Origin of the sequence: Bradyrhizobium lablabi, assembly GCF_001440475.1 — a bacterium.
Lineage (GTDB): Bacteria > Pseudomonadota > Alphaproteobacteria > Rhizobiales > Xanthobacteraceae > Bradyrhizobium > Bradyrhizobium lablabi.
Map to the genome: position 1 here is coordinate 128,427 of NZ_LLYB01000125.1, position 19,473 is coordinate 147,899.

Sequence of the window (19,473 nt, forward strand, 5' to 3'; positions counted from 1 at the left end):
AGCAGCAATCGTGGCCCGAAGTGAGGTGAGCACGCTGATCAGACTCCCTCCCCCCTTGCGGGGGAGGGTTGGGAGAGGGGTAAGCCCCGGGCGATGGCAGAGGTAAGAGTGCTCGCTCAATTAATCAGCCGCCCATTCAGCGGCGGCAAAAACTGGTCGTCGAAAATGTCCGATGCCTGCGGCCGCTTCTGAAACTTGAAATCTTCCCCGACCTGATCGATCGAGCGTTCGAAGCGCGCCGGATCGATGGCGCCGATGCCGTTGCGTTTCACTTCGCTGGTCAGGATGTTGTCGCGCAGGATGGCTTGCAGGCGTTCGAGTTCGAGGTCTTTCGAGCCGCCGTCCATGCGGTTGGCGACCTCGGCCGCGGCGGCCGCGGGGTCCTTGACCGTGAGATTCAGGCCGCCGATCACCGCCCGCACGAAGCCTTTCACCGCCTCGGGCTTGGCGGCCGCCAGCGCCGGATTGACGATGATGGCGAAGCCATAGGCCTCGCAGCCATAGTCGGCGAACTTCAGTACCGCCAGATCGTCGGCCGGCACGCCGCGGTCCCGCAGATTGATCGCCGAGAGATAAGAGAAACCGGTCACGGCGTCGATCTGGCCCGCCGACAGCATCGGCTCCNGCTGATGCTGCTCTGTTTTACGTGCTTGAGCTTGATGCCGTTCTGTTGCGCCACCGCGGGCCACAACCGGACCGACAGGTCGCCCTCGGCGACGCCGAGGGTCTTGCCTTCGATATCCGACAGCATGCGGACGCCGCGGCTCTTGCGGGCGATAATTGCATAGGGCGCCTTGTTGAACAGCACGAACACCGCCTTGATCCTGGGGCCGTTCTGCTTGTCCTTGTCGCGAAACCGCATCAATGCGTTGATGTCGACCATCGCAAAATCGCTGGTGCCTGCCGCGACGCGCGCAATCGCATCCGACGATCCGCTGGCGATGTTGGTCGTGACCGCAAGTGCCTCGGCGCTGAACAGGCCGCCATTGGCCGCCATCACGAACGCCGCCGCCGCGGCATCGATCGGCCGATCGAGCGAGAACTGGATCTGGAGCGGAGGCCGGGGTTCGTCCGCGGCGCGGGCGCTGGTTGGCGCAAACCCCACGACGGCGCAGAGGCCGGCAAAGTAAGCCAGGAGAACGCTCAGAGAAGAGCGGATGGCGTTGGTCCTGATCGCACGCATCGAGGTTACATCAGCACGAGGTGGGACAAGTTGCCGCGCCGGCGATGTCTGTTTGATGACGTCGCTCACGGCATGAATCGCCCTTGGGCGAAGCATTGTGCAGCATCTAACCTGAATGGTCGATGACTGCCACGATTTTGCCTGAGATCGTTCAGCCGCCGTTCGGGTTGGGGAACTTAGTATCGCGCCAGTGGTTAGCTATCGAGGGCCTGTCAGGCCTAGCTCCCACGGAGGACGTTGAGATGTTTGCGCGAAATGGTGTGTTTTCATCGATCGGCCGCGCCGGCGCGGTAGCGACGGTTGTAGCGGTGGCGTTGACGGCAGTCGCGCCGACCACGACGTTCGCCGGCTCGGCGCCATCGAGCAAGGGCGTCACGGCCTCGACCGGGACCAGCGACGCGACCGACATCAGCGCACGCCGCAGGTATTATCGCGGTGGCGGTGGTGCCGCGGCAGCGGCGGCTTTTGCCGGCATCGTCGGCACGGGCCTGGCGATCGCGGCCACCCAGAACCGCCGCGACTACTACTATGACCACGGCTATTATGGCGGTCCGGGCTATTACGGGCGCCCCTATTACGCGCCCGGCCCGGCCTACTACGGTAGCCCCTATTATAACGGCTGGTGAACGGGACCGCTAAAATCGCGACCGTTAAAGATGAATCCACCGGCCGGGCGGCCGGTGGATTTTTTTATGGTTGCAGGCCCGGCCGTTAACACGCCGGGCACGGTATTGGATTAGGTTCGAAGGATGAGTGATTCGCTCGAACGGCTTTATCAGGCTGTTATCGCAGCCAGAGATCTCGATCCGGCAACGTCGCGCACGGCCCGGCTGTTTCAGCGCGGCCCCTCCAAGATGGCCAAGAAGCTCGCCGAGGAAGCCATCGAAGTCGTGATCGACGCCGTCAACGGCAAGACCGACGCGGTGATCCGGGAGAGCGCCGACCTGCTCTACAACCTCACCGTTCTCTGGGCATCGGCCGGCGTGAGGCCCGCTGACGTCTGGCGCGAGATGGAGCGACGCGAGGACCTGCTCGGTATCGCCGAAAAGCTGCCGAAGCCCGTCAAGGCGTCGAAGATGGCTCCGGCCAAGTCGCCGCCCAAGGCGACGGCAGTCCCGGCGGCCAGGCGGCGAATTGTCGCGCTGGATGGCCGTTCTTTGCGCAAGCGCCACTAAATCCCCTCAAATTCCGAGCTTTTCCGGCATGGACAAATCCGCTCCATGGTGGTTGATGCGCGCATGCTGAAACGGACCTACGACTGGTGCATCGACGCCGCCGACAAGCCCTATGCGCTCTGGATCATGGCGGCGGTCGCTTTCGCGGAAAGCTCGTTCTTTCCGATCCCGCCCGATATCATGCTGCTGCCGATGTCGCTGGCGCAGCCGAAGAAGGCGTGGTGGTTTGCGACCATCTGCACGATCGCATCCGTTACCGGCGGCGTGCTCGGATACGCCATCGGCGCGCTGCTCTACGACTCGGTCGGGCACTGGCTGATCACCGTCTACGGCCTCAGCGACAAGGTCGAGACCTTCCGCGCGTCCTATGCCGAATGGGGCGCAGTGATCATCCTGCTGAAGGGGTTGACGCCGATCCCTTACAAGCTCGTGACCATCACCTCGGGATTTGCCGGCTACAACATCTGGCTGTTCATCCTGTGCTCGATCGTGGCGCGGGGCGGGCGGTTCTTCGTGGTCGCAGTCCTGCTCAACCGCTATGGCGACGTGATCCGGGCCGAGCTGGAAAAGCGCCTCGGCACGTGGGTGGCCATCGGCGCTGTCGTCCTGGTGCTCGGCTTCTACATCGCGTTCAAGCTGGTCTAGCGCTTTGCCGGTATCCCGGCTTCAGGCTAGGTTCGGTCCCATGCCCGGTTCAATCGGCCGTTTGATCAAGCTGCTCCGAATGCAATGTGCGACTGCGGGTCTCGTTGCACCCATGCTGGCGATCGCTCCCGAAGCCGGCTGGCCGCAGGGCGCCCCGCAGCCCTCGCTCGGCCTGCAGTCGCCAGCTCAGCAGTCCGTGCCGGCCCGGCCCGAGCCGCAGCAGCTCGAGCCGGCTTCGCCACCGCGCGACGAAAACCCCGGGCTGATCAACGAAATCGGAAAACTGTTCGAGAAATCCAAATTGCTGCTGCCGCCGCTGAAGAGCCCGGGCGAGCCCACCGACGATCCGAACGCGGGCGGCAAAGGCGCCGGCGACAGCCTGTCGAACCTCGCCAGGCCCTCGATCATGGTGAGCGGGCGGGCGGCCTGCCTGGTGGCGGCCAACGGCGCGCCGGACTGCAAGGCCGGCGCCGACCGGCTGTGCCAGAGCAAGGGCTACAAGGAAGGCAAGAGCCTCGACACCGATGCGGCCGAGAAATGCTCGCCGAAAGTGTACCTGCCGGGCTACAAGCGTCAGGCCGGCGACTGCAAGACCGAAAATTACGTGACGCGGGCGCTGTGCCAGTAGCATACGATTCCGAAAACCCCGCTCGGCTCATGATGCGCGGAGAGAAGATCGTGAGCAAACAAGACGTTAGCGCGGGAAGGCCGGGTTGCGGAAAACTCAACGCGGCAGCGCTAAAACGCAATACTTGACACTGGAAAGATTGCCTTGTTGGTATGATGCCCGGCATCTCTACGGCGATGCCTCACCCGCTCGAATGAACCTGAAGGATCGCTTCGTATGTCCATGCCCGCGCTGTTCAAGGGCCGCCTGTCAATACCCGTGATCGGGTCGCCGCTGTTCATCATCTCCGTGCCCGATCTCGTGATCGCCCAGTGCAAGGCCGGCGTGGTCGGATCGTTTCCGGCGCTGAATGCTCGCCCCGCTTCGCTGCTCGACGAGTGGCTGGCGCGGATCACCGAAGAACTCGCGGCTCACGACAAGGCGCATCCGGAGCGGCCTTCGGCGCCATTCGCGGTGAACCAGATCGTTCACAAATCCAACAACCGCCTCGATCACGACCTTGCGATGTGTGAGAAGTACAAGGTGCCGATGCTGATCACCTCGCTCGGCGCGCGCGAGGATCTCAACCAGGCGGCGCACAATTGGGGCGGCATCGTCTTCCACGACGTGATCAACCAGAAATTCGCACACAAGGCGGTCGAGAAGGGCGCCGACGGCCTTGTCCTGGTCGCGGCTGGCGCCGGCGGCCATGCCGGCACGATCTCGCCGCTCGCCTTCGTCGAGGAGACGCGTTCCTGGTTCGACGGACCGATCGCGCTGTCGGGTGCGATCGCCAATGGCCGCGCCATCCGTGCGGCGCGCATTCTCGGCGCCGACTTCGCCTATATCGGCTCGGCCTTCATCGCGACCCAGGAAGCCAACGCGGTCGAGGCCTACAAGGAAATGATCACGTCCTCGTCGGCGGAAGACATCGTCTATTCGAACCTGTTCACCGGCGTGCACGGCAATTACCTCAAGCCGTCGATCGTCAAGGCCGGCCTCAATCCCGACGAACTGCCGACCTCCGATGCCTCCAAGATGAGCTTCGGCACCGACGCCTCCGGCGAACGAACCAAGCCGAAGGCATGGAAGGAGATCTGGGGCTCGGGCCAGGGCATCGGCGGCATCGGCAAGGTGGTGCCGGCGGCCGAACTGATCGCGCGCTTCAAGAAGGAATATGACGAGGCGGTCGATCCCGCGCTCTGAATAATTTAGCGCCCTCTCCCTTGCGGGGAGAGGGCGGCCGAAGCCGGCCTTGGAGTTACAGGCTTTGGCGATAGCGTGTGGCGCTCACACGCTCAAATTCATCCAGACAGCCTTCGGCTCGGTGAAATTCTCCAGCGCCGCCGTGCCGTGCTCGCGGCCGAGGCCTGAATCGCGCACACCGCCCCATGGCAATCGCACATCGGTATAGCCATAGGTGTTGATCCAGACCGTGCCAGCATTTGCCTTCCTGGCGAAACGCTGCACGCGTCCGATGTCGCGGCTCCAGACGCCGGCGGCAAGGCTGTAGGCCGTGCCATTGGCGATGCGTAGCGCGTCGGCTTCGTCGCTGAACTTGATGACGCTGACCACAGGCCCGAAGATTTCTTCCTGCGAGATGCGCATCTCGTGTTTGACGTTGGCGAACACGGCGGGGCTGACGAAGTAGCCGCGGTCGCCGACGCGCTCGCCGCCGGTCGTCAGGAAAGCGCCTTCGTTGCGGCCGATGTCGACATAGTCGAGAATGCTCTTCATCTGTTTCTCGGAGATGACCGGTCCCATTGTCGTGGCGCGGTCGGCGGGATCGCCGATGCGGATCGCCCTGGCCCGCTGCGTCAGCCGCTCGACCACTTCGTCGTAGACCTTCTCATGGGCCAGCACGCGCGATCCCGCCGAGCACACCTGTCCGGCATTGAAGAAGATCCCTGATGCCGCCGCCTTGCTGGCCGCCTCGATATCCGCGTCGTCGAAGATGACGTTGGCGGACTTGCCACCGAGCTCGAGCGACACGCGTTTGAAGTTGCCGGCCGCGCCGCGCAGGATGCCGCGGCCGACGCCCGGCGAGCCCGTGAACGTCACCTTGTCCACGTCGGGATGGTTGACCAGCGCGTCGCCGACCACCCGGCCGGGACCGGTGACGATGTTGAGCACGCCTGGCGGCAGGCCAGCCTGAAGCGCCAGCTCGCCGATCCGCAACGCGGAAAGTGAGGTCAGCTCCGCGGGCTTCATTACGATCGTGCAGCCACAGGCCAGCGCAGGCGCCAGTTTCCACATTCCGATCATCAGCGGGAAATTCCAGGGAACGATCGCCGCGACCACGCCGACCGGTTCGCGCACCGTGTAGGTCAGCGCATCATCCCGCGTCGACACCACTTCGCCAGAGATCTTGTCGGCCCAGCCGGCATAGTAGGTCAGCGTATCGATGGCGGCGGGGAGGTCCTGCCGCAGCACGCCCGCGATCGGCTTGCCGGCGTCGAGACTTTCGAGTGCTGCGATTTCGTCCGCATGCTGCTTCATCAGGTCGACGAGCCGGAGCAGGATCTGGCCGCGCTCGGAGGCGCGCATGCTGCGCCACGGCCCCTCGAAGGCGCGGCGGGCGGCCGCGACTGCACGATCGACATCGACCTCGTTGCCTTCCGCGACCGTGGCGATGACCTGTTCGGTGGCGGGATTGAGCGTCTTGAACGTGCGCCCGGAAAGGGACGGGACATGCTGGCCGTCGATCAGCAGCAGCCGCGGCTTGGCTGAGGGAACGGCAGGGATCGGCTCACGGGAATAATCATATGCAATCGACATCATATTTCCTCCGTTTGTTACGCCTAACCTTAGGAGGTTAATTCCCGCAGTAAATATGATATGGTCTGCCTATGAGCCGCTGAGATATGCAGCCAACTTCATAGGTTCGCCAATGCACCACATTGAGATCGAGACCGTCTGGCGCTTTCACAAGGAAGGCAGTCCGCAGACCGCGGTGGTGATGCTTGGCGTTCTCAATGAAATCCGGAAGACCGGAAAACTCACCAATGCCGCAAAGCACGCCCAGCTTTCCTATCGGCACGTCTGGAATCTGGTCGAGCAATGGTCCGATTTTTTCGGCGTGCCGCTGGTCGAGACCCATCGCGGCAAGGGCACGGTGCTGACCGCCTTTGGCGAAAAACTGGTGTGGGCCGGCGAGCGCATGCAGGCACGCCTTGGTCCGCAGCTCGAAAATCTCGCGCAGGAACTCGCAACCGAGATCAAGCCGTTCCTCCATCAACGTCCGTCCGTGATCCGGGTCCACGCCAGCCACGGTTTCGCGGTTTCCAAACTGCGCGAATTGCTCGACCGCGAACCCGGCATCGGCGTCGATCTGCGCTATGTCAGCAATCAGAATTCGCTCGTGTCGCTGGCGCAGGGCGCCTGCGATCTTTCCGGCGTGCATCTGCCGCGCGGCGAATTGCGCGCGCAGGGCATCCGCGCCTGCCGGGAATGGCTCGATCCGCGCGAGGACCGCGTGATCAGTTTTGTGACGCGCGAGATGGGGCTGATGGTCAAGCGCGGCAATCCGCTTGACATCAGCACGCTCGAGGATGTCGTCGAGCGCAAGGCGCGCTTCGTCAACCGCGATCATGATTCCGGCACGCGCCTGCTGTTCGACCAGTTGCTGGCGCTGCACAAAATCGACGAGGCCAAAATCAACGGCGCGCAGCAGATGGAATTCACCCACGCCGCCGTCGCCGCCTATGTTGCGAGCGGCATGGCGGATGTCAGCTTCGGCGTCGAGGCGGCGGCCCGGCAGTTCGGGCTCGATTTCATCCGGCTGCTGACGGAGGATTATTTCTTCGTCTGCAAGCGCGCATTTCTGGAGACGGAGCCGATGCGGCGCGTTCTCGACATCATGAAGGGCCGCGAGTTTCAGCAGGGGGTCGCGAGCCTGCCCGGCTATGTCGCAACCCGCACCGGAACGGTCGATACCGTAAAGGAGTTTCTGGAGAGCGTGGGGTCGAACGCGACCTGATGTTCTGCCGGCGTACGTCGTCAGCGCTTCGACTCGCGCTCTTCCGCAGTGATATGATTGCATCTGCTTTTGACGTGAGGTTTCGATGGCAAACGAACAGAATCTGAGCGCGCATGTGGCGCTGGTGACGGGCGCGTCCCGCGGCATCGGTGCGGCGGTCGCGTTGGCTTTGGCCAAGGCCGGCGCCGCCGTCGCGGTCAATTATCGCGAACGGGGAGGGGATGCCGAGGCCGTCGTCGCCAGGATCAAGGCGAACGGCGGCCGCGCTATCGCCGTCGCGGCCGACGTCTCGCAGGCCGCTTCCGTCGCCGCAATGGTCGAGCAGGTCACGGCCGCGCTCGGCCCAGTCGACATTCTCGTCAACAATGCCGGCATCGCGATCGTGCGCGGCGTCGACGACCTCACCGAAGATGATTTCGACCGCACCATCACGGTGAATCTGAAATCGGCCTTCCTGTGCACCCAGGCCGTGCTGCCGGCGATGCGGGCGCGCAAATGGGGCCGTATCGTCAACATCTCCTCCGGCGCGGCGCGCGGCGCCGGCGCCATCGGCGTGCACTACAACGCCTCCAAGGCCGGCATGGAGGGACTGACGCGCGGCTACGCGGCGCGGCTGGTCAAGGAAGGCATCACTGTCAACGCGGTGGCGCCATCGCTGATCGCAACAGACATGATGGGCGGCCGCACCGATCTGGCGCGCAATATCCCGCTCGGGCGCATGGGCCAGGCCGATGAGGTCGCGCAAGCCGTCACGATGGTGCTCGGCAACAGCTACATGACCGGACAGACCATCGTCCTCAACGGCGGCATGGCGTTCATTTGACGCGCTGCCTTGCTCATCACCTTCCGCGAATGACGCACGGCGCTCTGCCTGCCGTGGTCTCGACTCGTCACGCCGAAGCAGGCAAGAAGCGGTTCCCTTGATCGACAGGATTTCTCAGGCAATGGATGCCATCTTTCGCGTCGACGGCAACAACGTCGTCACCAGCCCCTTTGCGGCAGGGCCATGGGACCCGAGCATGCAGCACGGTTCGCCGCCGGCGGCGCTGGTCGTGTGGGCAGCCGAGCGGATTCCGACACAGGTACCGATGCGTGTCGCGCGCGTGACCGTCGACCTGATGCGCCCCGTGCCGGTGGCGGCGCTGATTATCGAGACCGAGGTGCTGCGTGAGGGACGCAAGATCCAGCTCTGCGGCGTCAGGCTGTTGGCTAATGGTGTTGTCGTGGTCAGCGCGACGGTGCTGAAGATCAAGGTGCAGTCCCACGCATTGCCATCAGAGGCAGCGATAGAGCCGGTCGAACTGCCGGGGCCGGACCAGTCGCGCGTCGAGCACGTTGACTTCTCCTCGAGCCCTTTCGTCACCGGCATGTCGCTGCGCACCGCCCGCGGCCGCTTCGGCGTGCCGGGACCCGGCGCGATCTGGTATCGCGTCGACCGGCCGATCGTAGAGGGGTCGCTCGCTTCGCAGGCGATGCGGGCGATGGCGGCGGCGGACTTCTGCAACGGCACCTCGGCGGTGCTGGATTTTCGCGAATGGACCTTTCTCAACGCCGATCTCACGGTGAATTTTTCCCGCGAGCCGGTCGGTGACTGGGTCCTGCTCGATGCCGAGTCGTGGATCGGTCCTGACGGCGCGGGGCTCGCGATGGCGCGGCTCGCCGACGAGCTCGGCTATTTTGGCCGCGCCATCCAGAGTCTCGTCATCGAAAAGCGCTGACCGCGTACCGCTATCTTTTCGATCGCGGCCTATTCAAGATCGACCGGCTGGAAACGGCCGCTCTCGTCGAGCGCCGTGCCCCAGATCTTGTGCGAGGCCGTGTGATCGGAACGGCCGAAGCCGAGCTGTACGCCGAGGCCGAGATCGAGATTGCGGGTGGCCTCCAGCGCATCGACCAGCTTTTCGGTATCGAGCTGCGCGCCGGTACGCTTGAGCGCGTCGATCAGGATGCTGGCTGCGACGAAGCCTTCGATCGAGGCATAGTCCGGCGCCTCGCCGGGAAAATATTTGGCCAACGCATTCTTGTATTCGAGCACTGCGCTCGAATGTCCCGAAACCGCCGGCACCACCTGGGTGACGAGAACGCCTGTCGTGTAACGCGGTCCCAGCAGCTTCAGCTCCTCGGCGAGCGACGAACCGCCGACGCCGGAAATGCTGGTGAAGATCATCTCGGGATAGAGGTTGCGCGTCTTCTCGATGAATTTGGCGGCGGCCCGATAGGAGGCGGCCATGATGATCGCCTTGACCGGCACCTTTTGCAGCCTCAGCAGGTTGACTGCCTCGTCGACCTCGATGGTGTTGCGCGGGTAGTTGAGCCGCAGGAGCGCGCTGTCGTTGATGCCGAGCGCGCGATAGGCCTTGGCGACGCCGGCGAACCCGGCATCGCCGAGATCGTCCTGCTGGGCGAACACGGCGATCTGCCGGACCGGAATGCGGCGTATCTTCACCAGATAGCGCACCGCGGCGTCGGCCTCCTCGGCATAGCTCGGGCGGTAGTTGAAGACATAGCGGTCGGGCGGATCGCGGCGCACGACATTGCCGCCGGTATAGGCCCCGAAGAACAGCATCCGCCGCTCCAGCGCAAAGGGCACCGCAACGGCGGCGGTTGCCGTGCCGATGCTGCCGATGATGCCGAAGATCTGGTCCTTCTCGTAGAGCTGCCGCACGGCCTGGAGCGTGCGCGCCGGCTCGTTGCCATCGTCGGCGGCGATCAGCTTGAGCATCCGGCCGCCGATGCCGCCGGAATCGTTGACGCGGTTGAACGCCGCATCGATGCCGATCTTCATCTGGCGGCCGCGCTCCCGTACCGGGCCGGTGAAGGCCGCCGTGATGCCGAAGCGGATTTCGTTGTCGGATACGCCGCGGACCGTGCTGACCGGATTTCCGAAGCTGACCGCCGGGGGCGGCGGTGCCGGGGCGAAAGCCGGCGCGGGGGTGGCCGCGGCGGGAGCCGGAGCGGATGGGCTGAGCGACTGTTCGAGATCAGCCAGCCGGCGCTCCGCCAGCTTGCAATCCATCCTTCCCGTCGCGACCGCATTGCGGCCGTCCGCAACGCTGCGGTCGAACAATTGCGCGAGTTCGGAGCGCTGCGCCTCGGCGGAGGCAGCATCGCGAATGACGCCAGCAAATTTCTCGATGACCGTTTGGATGCGCGGCCGGGCAATATCGGTGCAGGACAGCGCCGAACCGATTACCGGTCCGACGCGGCTGGCAAGGTCGCGGACGAGGTCGATTTTGTCGCCGGGGGCCGCGTTGGCGGCTGTTATGAAAAAGGCACTAGGTAAAAACGCAATCCGGCGCAAGCTTACTGAAATACTCACGACACAACTCTTTTGGTCTAAATGTTCGGGATCGAAGTTTCCTGGAATCCCGGCGCGCCGCATCGAGGGCGCAATAATTGCCCTGACGATGCGGCTGCGTCGGTAGTGTCTTGATCATTCGAGGTCGAGCGGCTGGTAACGTCCGCTTTCGTCGAGCGCCGTACCCCATACCTTGTTCGATGCCTGATGCTCGGAGCGGCCGAAGCTCAGCTGGGTCCCGAGACCGAGGTCGAGATTGCGCATGGTCTCCAACGTGTCGATCAGCTTCTCCGTGTCGAGCTGCGGGCCGGTCCGCTTGATGCCTGCGATCAGGACGTTGGCGGCGACATAGCCCTCGAACGACACGTAGTCGGGCGCTTCGCCAGGGAAATATTTGGCGAGCGCGTTCTTGTATTCAAGCACGGCCGATGAGTAGCCCGACACCGCGGGCACCACCTGCGTCACGATCACGCCGTTGGTGTAGCGCGGCCCCAGCAGCTTCAGTTCTTCGGCGAGCGCGGTGGAGCCGACGAACGAGACGTTGGAGTAGATCAAGCCGGGATAGACATCGCGCGTCTTCTCGATGAACCGCGCCGCGGCCCGATAGGTGGCGACCATGACGACCGCCTTGATCGGCGGCTTCGCCACCTTCAACTGGTTGATCGCTTCGTCCACGTCGACGGTGTTTCGTGCATAGTTGAGCCGCAGGATGGCGCCGTCGTTCGCGCCCATCGATCGGAACGCCTTGGCGACCCCCTGAAATCCGGCGTCGCCGTAGGAATCCTGCTGCGCAAACACCGCGATCTGCCGCGGCTGCAGCCGGCGGATCTTGACGAGATAGCGGACGACCGCGTCGGTTTCCTGAACGTAGCTGGCGCGATAGTTGAAGACGTAGCGATCCGGCGGATCGTTGCGCAGGATGTTGGCGCCGGTGAACGCCCCGAAGAACAGCATCCGGCGCTCGAGCGCGTAGGGTATCGCGACCGCCGCGGTCGGCGTACCGACATTGCCGACGATGCCGAACACCTGGTCCTTTTCGTAGAGCTGCTTCATGGCCTCGGCAGTGCGCGAGGGCTCGTAGCCGTCGTCGGCCGCAAACAGTTTGAGTATCCGCCCGTCGACGCCGCCGGCATCGTTGATCCGGTTGAAGGCGGTTTCGATGCCGAGCTTCATCTGACGTCCGAGCTCGCGGGCCGAGCCGGAGAAGGGCGCTGCGATGCCGAAGCGGATTTCCTTTTCGCCGATGCCGCGCGGCAGCGGCCCGGTCGGGACCGGGGCGGTCGGCGCGGTCGCCGCATTCGCGGCGGTTGCCGCCGCTGCAGGCGAGGGGCCGATGACGCTGGAGAGGCTCGGTCCCGAGATCGAGCGCTCGAGATCGGCGAGCTGACGGTCGGCCCGGATGCAATCGATCTTGCCCGAGCTGACGGCGGTGCGGCCGTCGGCGACGCTGCGATCGAACACCTGGGTGAGATCGGAACGCTCGGCCTCGTTGGACGAGGCCTCCCGGATTACCTGTGTAAACTTGTCGACGATGGTCTGGATGCGCGGACGCGCAATGTCGCGGCAGGCCTGGGCCGAGCCGATCACGGGGCCGACGCGGCCCGCAAGATCGCGCACGATTGCGATGTCGCCGGCTGCCTGGGCGCTGCCCGCGATGCCGAGGAGCACGGCACCGACCAGTAAGGTGATCCGATGCGAGGTCATGGCAAAACTCCTTGAGAACAAGATCACAGAAAGCCGGGCATTATCGGCCCGCCGTCTGGATCATGGGGTGGTGCGTTGTGGCGAGGCCTGGTCCGGCTTCTCGTGCCACTGCATGAACTGCTTGAGCAATTGCGACTGATCCGGCGACGGCGGAGCGCTCGGCGGCGTGGAGGCGAGAAGGGACTGGAACTCGCTGATCGCGGGCTTAGGCGAGGTCTCGCCGGATTGGAACAGGGCAGCCTTGATCGACTGTACGATGCCGGTGGACGTCGACGGCTCACCGTCGCTTTGCCGCGATCCCGGCACCGCGACGACGAAGAACAGTGCTACGAGCGCGGCGACGCCGATGGCGCCGGCGAAGCGCGCCGCGACGCTCCACAATGCCTTCTTCGATTCCAGGTCGGGTTCGCGCATGATCTCAGGATCGAGGGGATGGCGCAGCGCATCGGATACGGCGCTCTCGAGTTGGGTATCGAACGACGCCGGAGAGAACGGCGTCTCGGGGCTCGCTGCGCGCGCCGCAGACCGCTCACGTAGCCAGCGCGGCGCATAGTACAGGGGGTCGCGGGGATTGATATGGTCCTGCTCACTCACACTACTCATACGCTCACTCCTGATGACGCTTGGCGGGTGACCCGGCGGATTGTCTGGCGGCGGAACGGCAGTGGACGTGTCGGACAGGAGTTCCAGGTCATGGAAAAGGCGCGCAGGATCATCCACGCCCGCTTCCAGTCCGCTGTCGAGCGCGGTTGGAAGCTGTGAATCAGGTAGCGAGGTATCGTCCTTTTGTTCAACGCCACCTGTCTGCGAGATCTCGTCTCGCGGCCACACCCTGCCCACGGCTTCCACTGCCTCGTCCCTGCCGGCAAATGCCCGTCTGTCCGACAAAATTGGAACTGCCGGACCCATCAATCCGCCAGCACACGTAAGTTTGTTGGAACCGCGCGAGGACTAATTTAGGTCGGAAACGTGACGAAAGTAAGTTGAGCTTCTGTTAACTACAACTCACAAGATCCTTGTTTTCAAAGACTTTGGCGCGCGCGCCGCGCGGCCGGCAGCAAGAATCGGCCACAAATGCGCCGGATTCGCCGCCCGTTTCGCTGTTTTCTGCGCGCAGCGCGGGTTTTCGCATTAAGTACTCGTTAACCAAGTTCGCCGATCTTAACCATTCACTAAGAAAGGCGAGTCGAGCACATGGACGTCCGAGCGGATACCACGCGTCAACTGGTCCGGCTGCGCGGCCGTTCGTATGTCGCTTTCGTATTCAGTCCGGTCGTGCCGATCGTGGAATGGCTCGCCGAGATCGACGCCACGCTGGCGCGCTCGCCCGGCTACTTTGTCGGCAAGCCGATCGTGCTCGATCTCTCCGCCGTCGATCTCAGTAGCGCCGCCATCGGCCATCTGCTCGGCAGCCTCGGCGAACGCAACATCCGCGTCCTCGGCATCGAGGGCGTGGAGGAAGAGCGCCTCGCGGCGAACATGCCGCCTTTGCTGACCGGCGGCCGCGCCTGCGTGATCACGCGCAACGAGCCGGCGCAGAAGCCGGAGCCCGAGAAGCCGAAACCGACCTCGCTCTTGCTCGATACCCCGGTGCGCTCGGGCCAGTCCATCGTCTTCATGGAGGGCGATGTAACGGTGTTGGGTTCGGTCGGGTCGGGCGCGGAGATCGTCGCCGGCGGATCGATCCACGTCTACGGAACGCTCCGCGGCCGCGCGATGGCGGGCGTCAACGGCAATTCCAACGCGCGGATCTATTGCCAGAAGATCGAGGCCGAACTGCTGGCCATCGACGGCTACTACCAGACTGCAGAAGAAATCGACGACTCGCTTCGCAACCGTCCGGCGCAGGCCTGGCTGGAAGGCGACACCATGAAAATTACCCCGCTGAATTAACCGGCTCTAAGGAGATCAAGTATGGCCAAGGTTCTGGTCGTTACCTCAGGCAAGGGAGGCGTTGGAAAAACCACCTCGACCGCCGCGCTCGGTGCGGCGCTTGCGCAAAGCGGACAAAGCGTCGTGGTGGTCGATTTCGACGTCGGCCTGCGCAACCTCGATCTGGTGATGGGTGCAGAGCGCCGTGTGGTGTTCGACCTCATCAACGTGGTGCAGGGCGTCGCCAAGCTGCCGCAGGCCTTGATCCGCGACAAGCGGCTGGAAAATCTCTGGCTGCTGCCGGCTTCCCAGACCCGCGACAAGGACGCGCTGACCGACGAGGGCGTCGGCCGCGTCATCGGCGAACTCAGGAGCCGGTTCGACTGGATCCTGTGCGACAGCCCGGCCGGCATCGAGCGCGGCGCGACGCTTGCCATGCGCTATGCCGACGAGGCGGTCATCGTCACCAATCCCGAGGTTTCCTCGGTGCGCGATTCCGACCGCATCATCGGCATGCTCGATTCGAAGACGGTGAGGGCGGAGCGCGGCGAACGGGTGGAGAAGCACGTACTGATCACCCGCTACGACCCGGCGCGCGCCGCGCGCGGCGAAATGCTCAATATCGACGACATCCTGGAAATCCTTGCGACTCCGCTGCTCGGCATCATCCCAGAGAGCCAGGACGTGCTTAAAGCGTCCAACGTCGGCACGCCGGTGACCCTGAACGATGCCGACAGCGCGCCGGCCCGCGCCTATGTCGACGCCTCGCGTCGCCTGATGGGCGAGCAGGTCGCCATGGTCGTTCCGGCCGAGCGCAGGGGCTTCATGAACCGGCTGCTGGGACGGAGGGCTGCATGAGCATGAGGCTGCTGCGGCTGTTTGGCGGCCGTAATGCGACCGCCCCGGTTGCGCGGGAGCGGTTGCAGATTCTGCTGTCGCATGAGCGCGGGCTGCTCGGCCAGTCGGACCTTCTGGTCACGCTGCGCGAGGAAATTCTCGCCGTCGTTTCGAAGCATGTGGCGCTCGACCCGGACAAGGTGCTCGTCAAGCTGGAGCGGGGCAAGACCGTCTCGACGCTGGAAGTCGACATCGAAGTGCCAAACAATTTCGACAAGTCGAAAGCGATCGCCGAAAGGCGCATGGCCGGCTGAACCAGGGGATCGATCGACGACTGATTTGCCGATAGGGTGATGGGATAACCTTCACCCGGCATTGACCATGACATCGACACGACCCTCGCTTCCCATGACCGGCGGCTGCCAGTGCGGCGCGATCCGTTACGAGATCACGTCGTTTCCGTTGCTGCTCTACACCTGCAACTGTACCGATTGCCAGCGCCAGACCGGCAGTGCGTTCGCGCTGAACATGCCAGTGAAGTATGCGGATTTTCGCATCCTGCAGGGCGAGCCGCATGGCTGGCATCATACCTCGCCCAACGGCACGCCGGTCATTTCGCGGTTTTGCGGAAACTGCGGCACACGGCTGTATGGCGAACGTGACGGACGGCCCGAAACCGTCAGTCTTCGCGCCGGAACCCTCGATGACACATCGTGGCTGATGCCGGCCGCGCATTTCTTTACGCGCAGCGCGCAGCCATGGGTGCAACCAGCGGCTGGCGCGCAGTGTTTCGAGACCCAGCCGAACGGTTGGGGAAGCCTGCTGCCGGCATGGCGGGCCCGCTGGGCTGACGCGGCCGATTGAATGCCGCGCTCTGCTGGGGTTGAATATCCCCGTCTCTGAATCGGCAGGCGCGGCGGAAACACAAACGGGCGCAGCACAATGACCAACGATATGACGGCGGATGAAATTCTGAAACTGCTCTGCCTTGAGCCGAATGCCACCTGCGGTTTCGTCCGCGAGACGTATCGTGCGACGCAGGAAATCGCTCCAGGCGGACTGCCGGCGCCGTTTGCCGATGGGCGCCCGCTGGGGTCGGCGCTGTACTTCATGGTGACGCCGCAGGCGCCGGTGCGGCTGCACCGGATCCGCAACGATCAACTCTATCACTACTATCTCGGAGATCCGATCGAGGTGCTATTGCTGCGCGGGCAGGGCGAGCACGTCATCGTCGGACCCGATCTGCGAGCGGGCCACCACGTGCAGTTGCTGATACCGGGCAACACCTTTCACACGGCGCGCATCATCGGCAGCAAGCGCTGGTTCCTCGGCGCCAGTACGGAATGGCCGGGGGTGATACCCGCCGACGTCGAACTCGGCAAGCCGGAGCTTCTGACGGAAGAATTTCCGAACGTCGCCGCCGACATCCGCAATTTTCCGCAGCCGGTAAATTAACCGGCCAGACCGGCCAATCGCCGCGGCTCGCTTGCCCTGGCCGAAGGCCGCTATCCCACCATCCGGTCGCGGCCGGTCCAGAAGCCGGCCTTCAGCACTTTCTTGTCGATCTTGCCGACCGCGGTCGTCGGCAACTCCTTAACGAAATTGATGTGCTTCGGCGCGTGCGCCGAGCCCTTCTTTGCCTTGACGAGGTTGATCAGTTCGTCCGCGTTCGGGTGCGCACCCTCGCGGGCGACGATCACGGCTGTGACAGCCTCGCCCCATTTGTCGTCGGGTACGCCGACGACCGCAACCATGGCGACGTCGGCATGCTGCGACAGCACATCCTCGACCTCGCGCGGATAGATGTTGAAGCCGCCGGAGACGATCATGTCCTTCTTGCGATCGAGGATGAACATGTAGCCGCGCTCATCGGTCCGCGCGATATCGCCGGTATGCAGCCAGCCATTCTTCAGCGTTTCCGCGGTTGTCTCAGGCCGCTTCCAGTATTCGGCCATCACATGCGTGCCGCGCACGCAGATCTCGCCGGCTTCGCCGGTTGCGACTTCCCGGTCGTCATTGTCGAGGATCTTCACTTGGCAGGCCGCGATCGGAAAGCCGCAGGACAGGAACAATTCGGGCGTCCTGGGATCGTGGTCGGCCTTGCGCAGCACCGACACCGGATAGCATTCGGTCTGGCCGTAGAGCTGCGAGAATACCGGCCCGATCCGCTCGATGCCCTCGACCAGCCGGCTCGGCGACATCGCTGACGCGCCATAGAGCAGCAATTCAAGCGAGGAGAGGTCGGTCTTGTCGAGCTCGGGGTGATCCAGCATCACGTAAATCATCGTCGGCACGAGCAACGTGAAATTGATGCGCTCGCGCTCGATCGTCCTGAACACCGCCTCCGGATCGAAACCCTTCAACATGTGCACGGTGCCGCCGCGCATCAGGGTCGGCAGCACCTTTGTCCCGGCGACATGGCTGATTGGCGCCACCGTCAGATAGCTCGGTGTATCCGGAATTTCGAAATCGGCGAGGATCGCATTGGCGGCACCGCTGGTCTCGCGGTGATGGCGCAACGCGCCCTTGGATTTGCCTGTCGTGCCGCCGGTGTAGTTCAGCGTTGCGACGTCGTCCAGGCCGGCGAAATTGCGCGCCGTGGCGCTGCCCGCGGCGTCGATCGCCTGTAGCAGGTCGGCGCCGTAATCCGTCGGGCCAAGCGTGAAGACGGTCTTCAGGCCCGATGCCCTGGCGGCGAGTTCACCGCCGCGATCGCGGAACGTGACGCCGTCGACTACCAGCATCTGCGCTTCGGAATCTTCCAGGTGAAACAGCTGGTCTTCCAGCGACCCCAGGGGATGCAGCGAGGTGATTGCCAGCCGCGACAATTGCGCGGCGCAGCCGGCGCACCAGGCATCGGCGCGGTTGGCGGTGAGAAGGGCGACGCGGGTGCCGGGCGCAAAGCCGAGCTGCATGAATACGGATTGCATGCGCCCGATCATGTCGGTCGCGCCGCGATAGGTGATCGATCCGCCCGGCCAACTGAATGCGGTGCGTTCAGGGTATCGCGCCAGCGCCCGCAAGGTCTGCTCGCATGCCGCCGGAAACGCATAGAGCGGATTGCCCATCTTCTTCCTCCCGCTGTTTTGTAATTGGCCTTCGCCCGTGCCAATCTGTCCACAACGCTAGCACAACAGATGCGCTGCTCAAGCCGGGAAGATACGCCTTGCCATCCGCCGATCCGCTCTCGCGCTTTCGCGACCGACTCAGCCTGCCGCTGATCGCGGCGCCGATGTTTCTCGTCTCCGGTGTCGAGCTGGTGGTAGCCGCCTGCCGCAACGGCGTGATCGGCGCGTTTCCGACAGTGAACTGCCGCAGTTCCGAACAGCTCGATGAATGGCTGACGGATATCGATAGCCGGCTGAAGGCGCATGCGGATGCCAGCGGCAAACCTGCCGCGCCGGTCTGCGCGAATTTGATCGTGCACCGCTCTAATGCGCGGCTGGAACAGGATCTGCAAGTGCTGCTGCGGCACCTCCCCGAAATGGTGATCACCTCGGTCGGCTCGCCGGCGCCGGTAATCAGGCCGCTGCGTGAGGCCGGCGCGCTGGTGTTTGCCGATGTCGCCTCCATCCGCCATGCTGAACGCGCGGTCGCTGCCGGCGCGGACGGATTGGTGCTGCTGACGGCCGGCGCCGGCGGGCAGACCGGCTGGCTCAATCCCTTCGTGTTCGTGCGCGCGGTGCGCGCCTTCTTCGATGGGCCGCTGGTGCTGGCAGGCGGCATCGCCGACGGCCACGCCCTGCGCGCCGCCGAGGCGCTCGGTTGCGACCTCGCCTATATGGGCACCAAGTTCATCGCCACCCGCGAGAGCATGGCGGATGAGCGATACAAGCAGATGCTGGTCAACAGCAGCGCCGACGACGTGCTGCTGACCACGGCGTTCACGGGATTGCAGACCAACATGCTGCGCCCGTCGATCGAGGCCGCGGGCCTCGATCCCGACAATCTGCCGCAACGTGGCGCGATCGATATCGCTGAGGATATCGACATCGGCGCGCGCGAAAATCGCCCGAAGCGCTGGAAGGACATCTGGAGCGCGGGGCATTCCGTGTCGGGCGTGGGCGAACTGCTCTCTGCTGACGAGATGATCGCGCGCACGCTCGCGGAGTATCGTGAAGCCTCAGCTCGCATACGACTGGGTTAGGGCGAGAGGCTCGCGCCTTTCACAGG

General features: G+C 64.2%; 21 protein-coding genes and 1 pseudogene. 14 read left to right on the forward strand and 8 right to left on the reverse strand.

Annotation, left to right across the window (positions count from 1 at the left end):
- Positions 1 to 116: 116 nt before the first annotated feature.
- Together CQ14_RS47300 and CQ14_RS47305 are read right to left on the reverse strand one after the other, a co-directional pair.
- On the reverse strand, positions 117 to 624 hold a 508-nt coding region (locus CQ14_RS47300), incomplete at its 5' end, for an ABC transporter substrate-binding protein (RefSeq protein WP_245320782.1).
- 1 nt (position 625) lies between these two features.
- Positions 626 to 1,279: pseudogene (locus CQ14_RS47305) on the reverse strand (ABC transporter substrate-binding protein); the annotation flags it as partial.
- A gap of 146 nt (positions 1,280 to 1,425) precedes the next feature.
- On the opposite strand from CQ14_RS47305, the gene CQ14_RS36065 reads away from it, so the two are divergent.
- The 5 genes from CQ14_RS36065 (at position 1,426) to CQ14_RS36085 (ending at position 4,816) form a co-directional block, all read left to right on the forward strand.
- Positions 1,426 to 1,809 (forward strand): hypothetical protein, encoded by a 384-nt coding sequence (locus CQ14_RS36065; RefSeq protein ID WP_057862492.1) that lies wholly within the window; start codon positions 1,426 to 1,428, stop codon positions 1,807 to 1,809.
- A 123-nt stretch (positions 1,810 to 1,932) separates the two neighbouring features.
- Positions 1,933 to 2,358 (forward strand): phosphoribosyl-ATP diphosphatase, encoded by a 426-nt coding sequence (gene hisE, locus CQ14_RS36070; RefSeq protein WP_057862493.1) that lies wholly within the window; start codon positions 1,933 to 1,935, stop codon positions 2,356 to 2,358.
- Positions 2,359 to 2,421: 63 nt separating this feature from the next.
- Complete coding sequence (locus tag CQ14_RS36075) at positions 2,422 to 3,003, forward strand: YqaA family protein (protein WP_057862607.1); 582 nt, start codon at positions 2,422 to 2,424, stop codon at positions 3,001 to 3,003.
- 112 nt (positions 3,004 to 3,115) lie between these two features.
- A complete protein-coding gene (locus CQ14_RS36080; RefSeq protein ID WP_245320785.1) occupies positions 3,116 to 3,631 on the forward strand; it encodes a hypothetical protein in 516 nt (171 codons plus the stop codon).
- Positions 3,632 to 3,847: 216 nt separating this feature from the next.
- Positions 3,848 to 4,816, forward strand: coding sequence for an NAD(P)H-dependent flavin oxidoreductase (locus CQ14_RS36085; protein ID WP_057862495.1), 969 nt, complete (start codon positions 3,848 to 3,850; stop codon positions 4,814 to 4,816).
- Between the two features lie 84 nt (positions 4,817 to 4,900).
- Here the strand turns inward: CQ14_RS36085 and CQ14_RS36090 are convergent, their stop codons facing one another.
- Positions 4,901 to 6,388, reverse strand: coding sequence for an aldehyde dehydrogenase family protein (locus CQ14_RS36090; protein ID WP_057862608.1), 1,488 nt, complete (start codon positions 6,386 to 6,388; stop codon positions 4,901 to 4,903).
- Between the two features lie 112 nt (positions 6,389 to 6,500).
- On the opposite strand from CQ14_RS36090, the gene CQ14_RS36095 reads away from it, so the two are divergent.
- The 3 genes from CQ14_RS36095 to CQ14_RS36105 all read left to right on the forward strand — a co-directional run bounded on the left by CQ14_RS36095 (position 6,501) and on the right by CQ14_RS36105 (position 9,307).
- A complete protein-coding gene (locus CQ14_RS36095; RefSeq protein WP_057862496.1) occupies positions 6,501 to 7,589 on the forward strand; it encodes a substrate-binding domain-containing protein in 1,089 nt (362 codons plus the stop codon).
- 85 nt (positions 7,590 to 7,674) lie between these two features.
- The gene (locus CQ14_RS36100) at positions 7,675 to 8,412 is read left to right on the forward strand and encodes an SDR family NAD(P)-dependent oxidoreductase (RefSeq protein ID WP_057862497.1); all 738 of its coding nucleotides are present in this window, start codon (positions 7,675 to 7,677) and stop codon (positions 8,410 to 8,412) included.
- 121 nt (positions 8,413 to 8,533) lie between these two features.
- Entirely contained in the window at positions 8,534 to 9,307 is a 774-nt protein-coding gene (locus CQ14_RS36105) for a thioesterase family protein (protein WP_057862498.1), read from the forward strand.
- Positions 9,308 to 9,336: 29 nt separating this feature from the next.
- Here the strand turns inward: CQ14_RS36105 and CQ14_RS36110 are convergent, their stop codons facing one another.
- The 4 genes from CQ14_RS36110 to CQ14_RS44215 form a co-directional block, all read right to left on the reverse strand.
- Positions 9,337 to 10,971, reverse strand: coding sequence for an ABC transporter substrate-binding protein (locus tag CQ14_RS36110; RefSeq protein ID WP_082650175.1), 1,635 nt, complete (start codon positions 10,969 to 10,971; stop codon positions 9,337 to 9,339).
- A 51-nt stretch (positions 10,972 to 11,022) separates the two neighbouring features.
- The gene (locus tag CQ14_RS36115) at positions 11,023 to 12,591 is read right to left on the reverse strand and encodes an ABC transporter substrate-binding protein (RefSeq protein WP_245320789.1); all 1,569 of its coding nucleotides are present in this window, start codon (positions 12,589 to 12,591) and stop codon (positions 11,023 to 11,025) included.
- Between the two features lie 60 nt (positions 12,592 to 12,651).
- Positions 12,652 to 13,440, reverse strand: a complete 789-nt coding sequence (locus CQ14_RS36120; RefSeq protein ID WP_245320790.1) for a hypothetical protein — start codon at positions 13,438 to 13,440, stop codon at positions 12,652 to 12,654.
- A 145-nt stretch (positions 13,441 to 13,585) separates the two neighbouring features.
- On the reverse strand, positions 13,586 to 13,723 hold the full coding sequence (locus CQ14_RS44215; protein ID WP_156435797.1) for a hypothetical protein: 138 nt from the start codon (positions 13,721 to 13,723) through the stop codon (positions 13,586 to 13,588).
- A gap of 62 nt (positions 13,724 to 13,785) precedes the next feature.
- Between CQ14_RS44215 and minC the strand changes: the two genes are divergently transcribed.
- The 5 genes from minC (at position 13,786) to CQ14_RS36145 (ending at position 16,755) form a co-directional block, all read left to right on the forward strand.
- Positions 13,786 to 14,484, forward strand: coding sequence for a septum site-determining protein MinC (gene minC, locus CQ14_RS36125; RefSeq protein WP_057862501.1), 699 nt, complete (start codon positions 13,786 to 13,788; stop codon positions 14,482 to 14,484).
- Between the two features lie 21 nt (positions 14,485 to 14,505).
- A complete protein-coding gene (minD, locus tag CQ14_RS36130; protein ID WP_057862502.1) occupies positions 14,506 to 15,321 on the forward strand; it encodes a septum site-determining protein MinD in 816 nt (271 codons plus the stop codon).
- A complete protein-coding gene (minE, locus tag CQ14_RS36135; RefSeq protein ID WP_156435798.1) occupies positions 15,318 to 15,614 on the forward strand; it encodes a cell division topological specificity factor MinE in 297 nt (98 codons plus the stop codon). Before minD ends, minE begins: the two co-directional genes overlap by 4 nt.
- A gap of 67 nt (positions 15,615 to 15,681) precedes the next feature.
- Positions 15,682 to 16,164, forward strand: coding sequence for a GFA family protein (locus CQ14_RS36140; RefSeq protein WP_063800465.1), 483 nt, complete (start codon positions 15,682 to 15,684; stop codon positions 16,162 to 16,164).
- Between the two features lie 78 nt (positions 16,165 to 16,242).
- Positions 16,243 to 16,755, forward strand: coding sequence for a cupin domain-containing protein (locus CQ14_RS36145; protein WP_057862505.1), 513 nt, complete (start codon positions 16,243 to 16,245; stop codon positions 16,753 to 16,755).
- Between the two features lie 50 nt (positions 16,756 to 16,805).
- On the opposite strand, the gene CQ14_RS36150 is transcribed toward CQ14_RS36145, so the two are convergent.
- Positions 16,806 to 18,368, reverse strand: coding sequence for an AMP-binding protein (locus CQ14_RS36150; protein WP_057862506.1), 1,563 nt, complete (start codon positions 18,366 to 18,368; stop codon positions 16,806 to 16,808).
- A gap of 98 nt (positions 18,369 to 18,466) precedes the next feature.
- On the opposite strand from CQ14_RS36150, the gene CQ14_RS36155 reads away from it, so the two are divergent.
- Complete coding sequence (locus CQ14_RS36155; RefSeq protein WP_057862507.1) at positions 18,467 to 19,447, forward strand: NAD(P)H-dependent flavin oxidoreductase; 981 nt, start codon at positions 18,467 to 18,469, stop codon at positions 19,445 to 19,447.
- Positions 19,448 to 19,473: the final 26 nt, after the last annotated feature.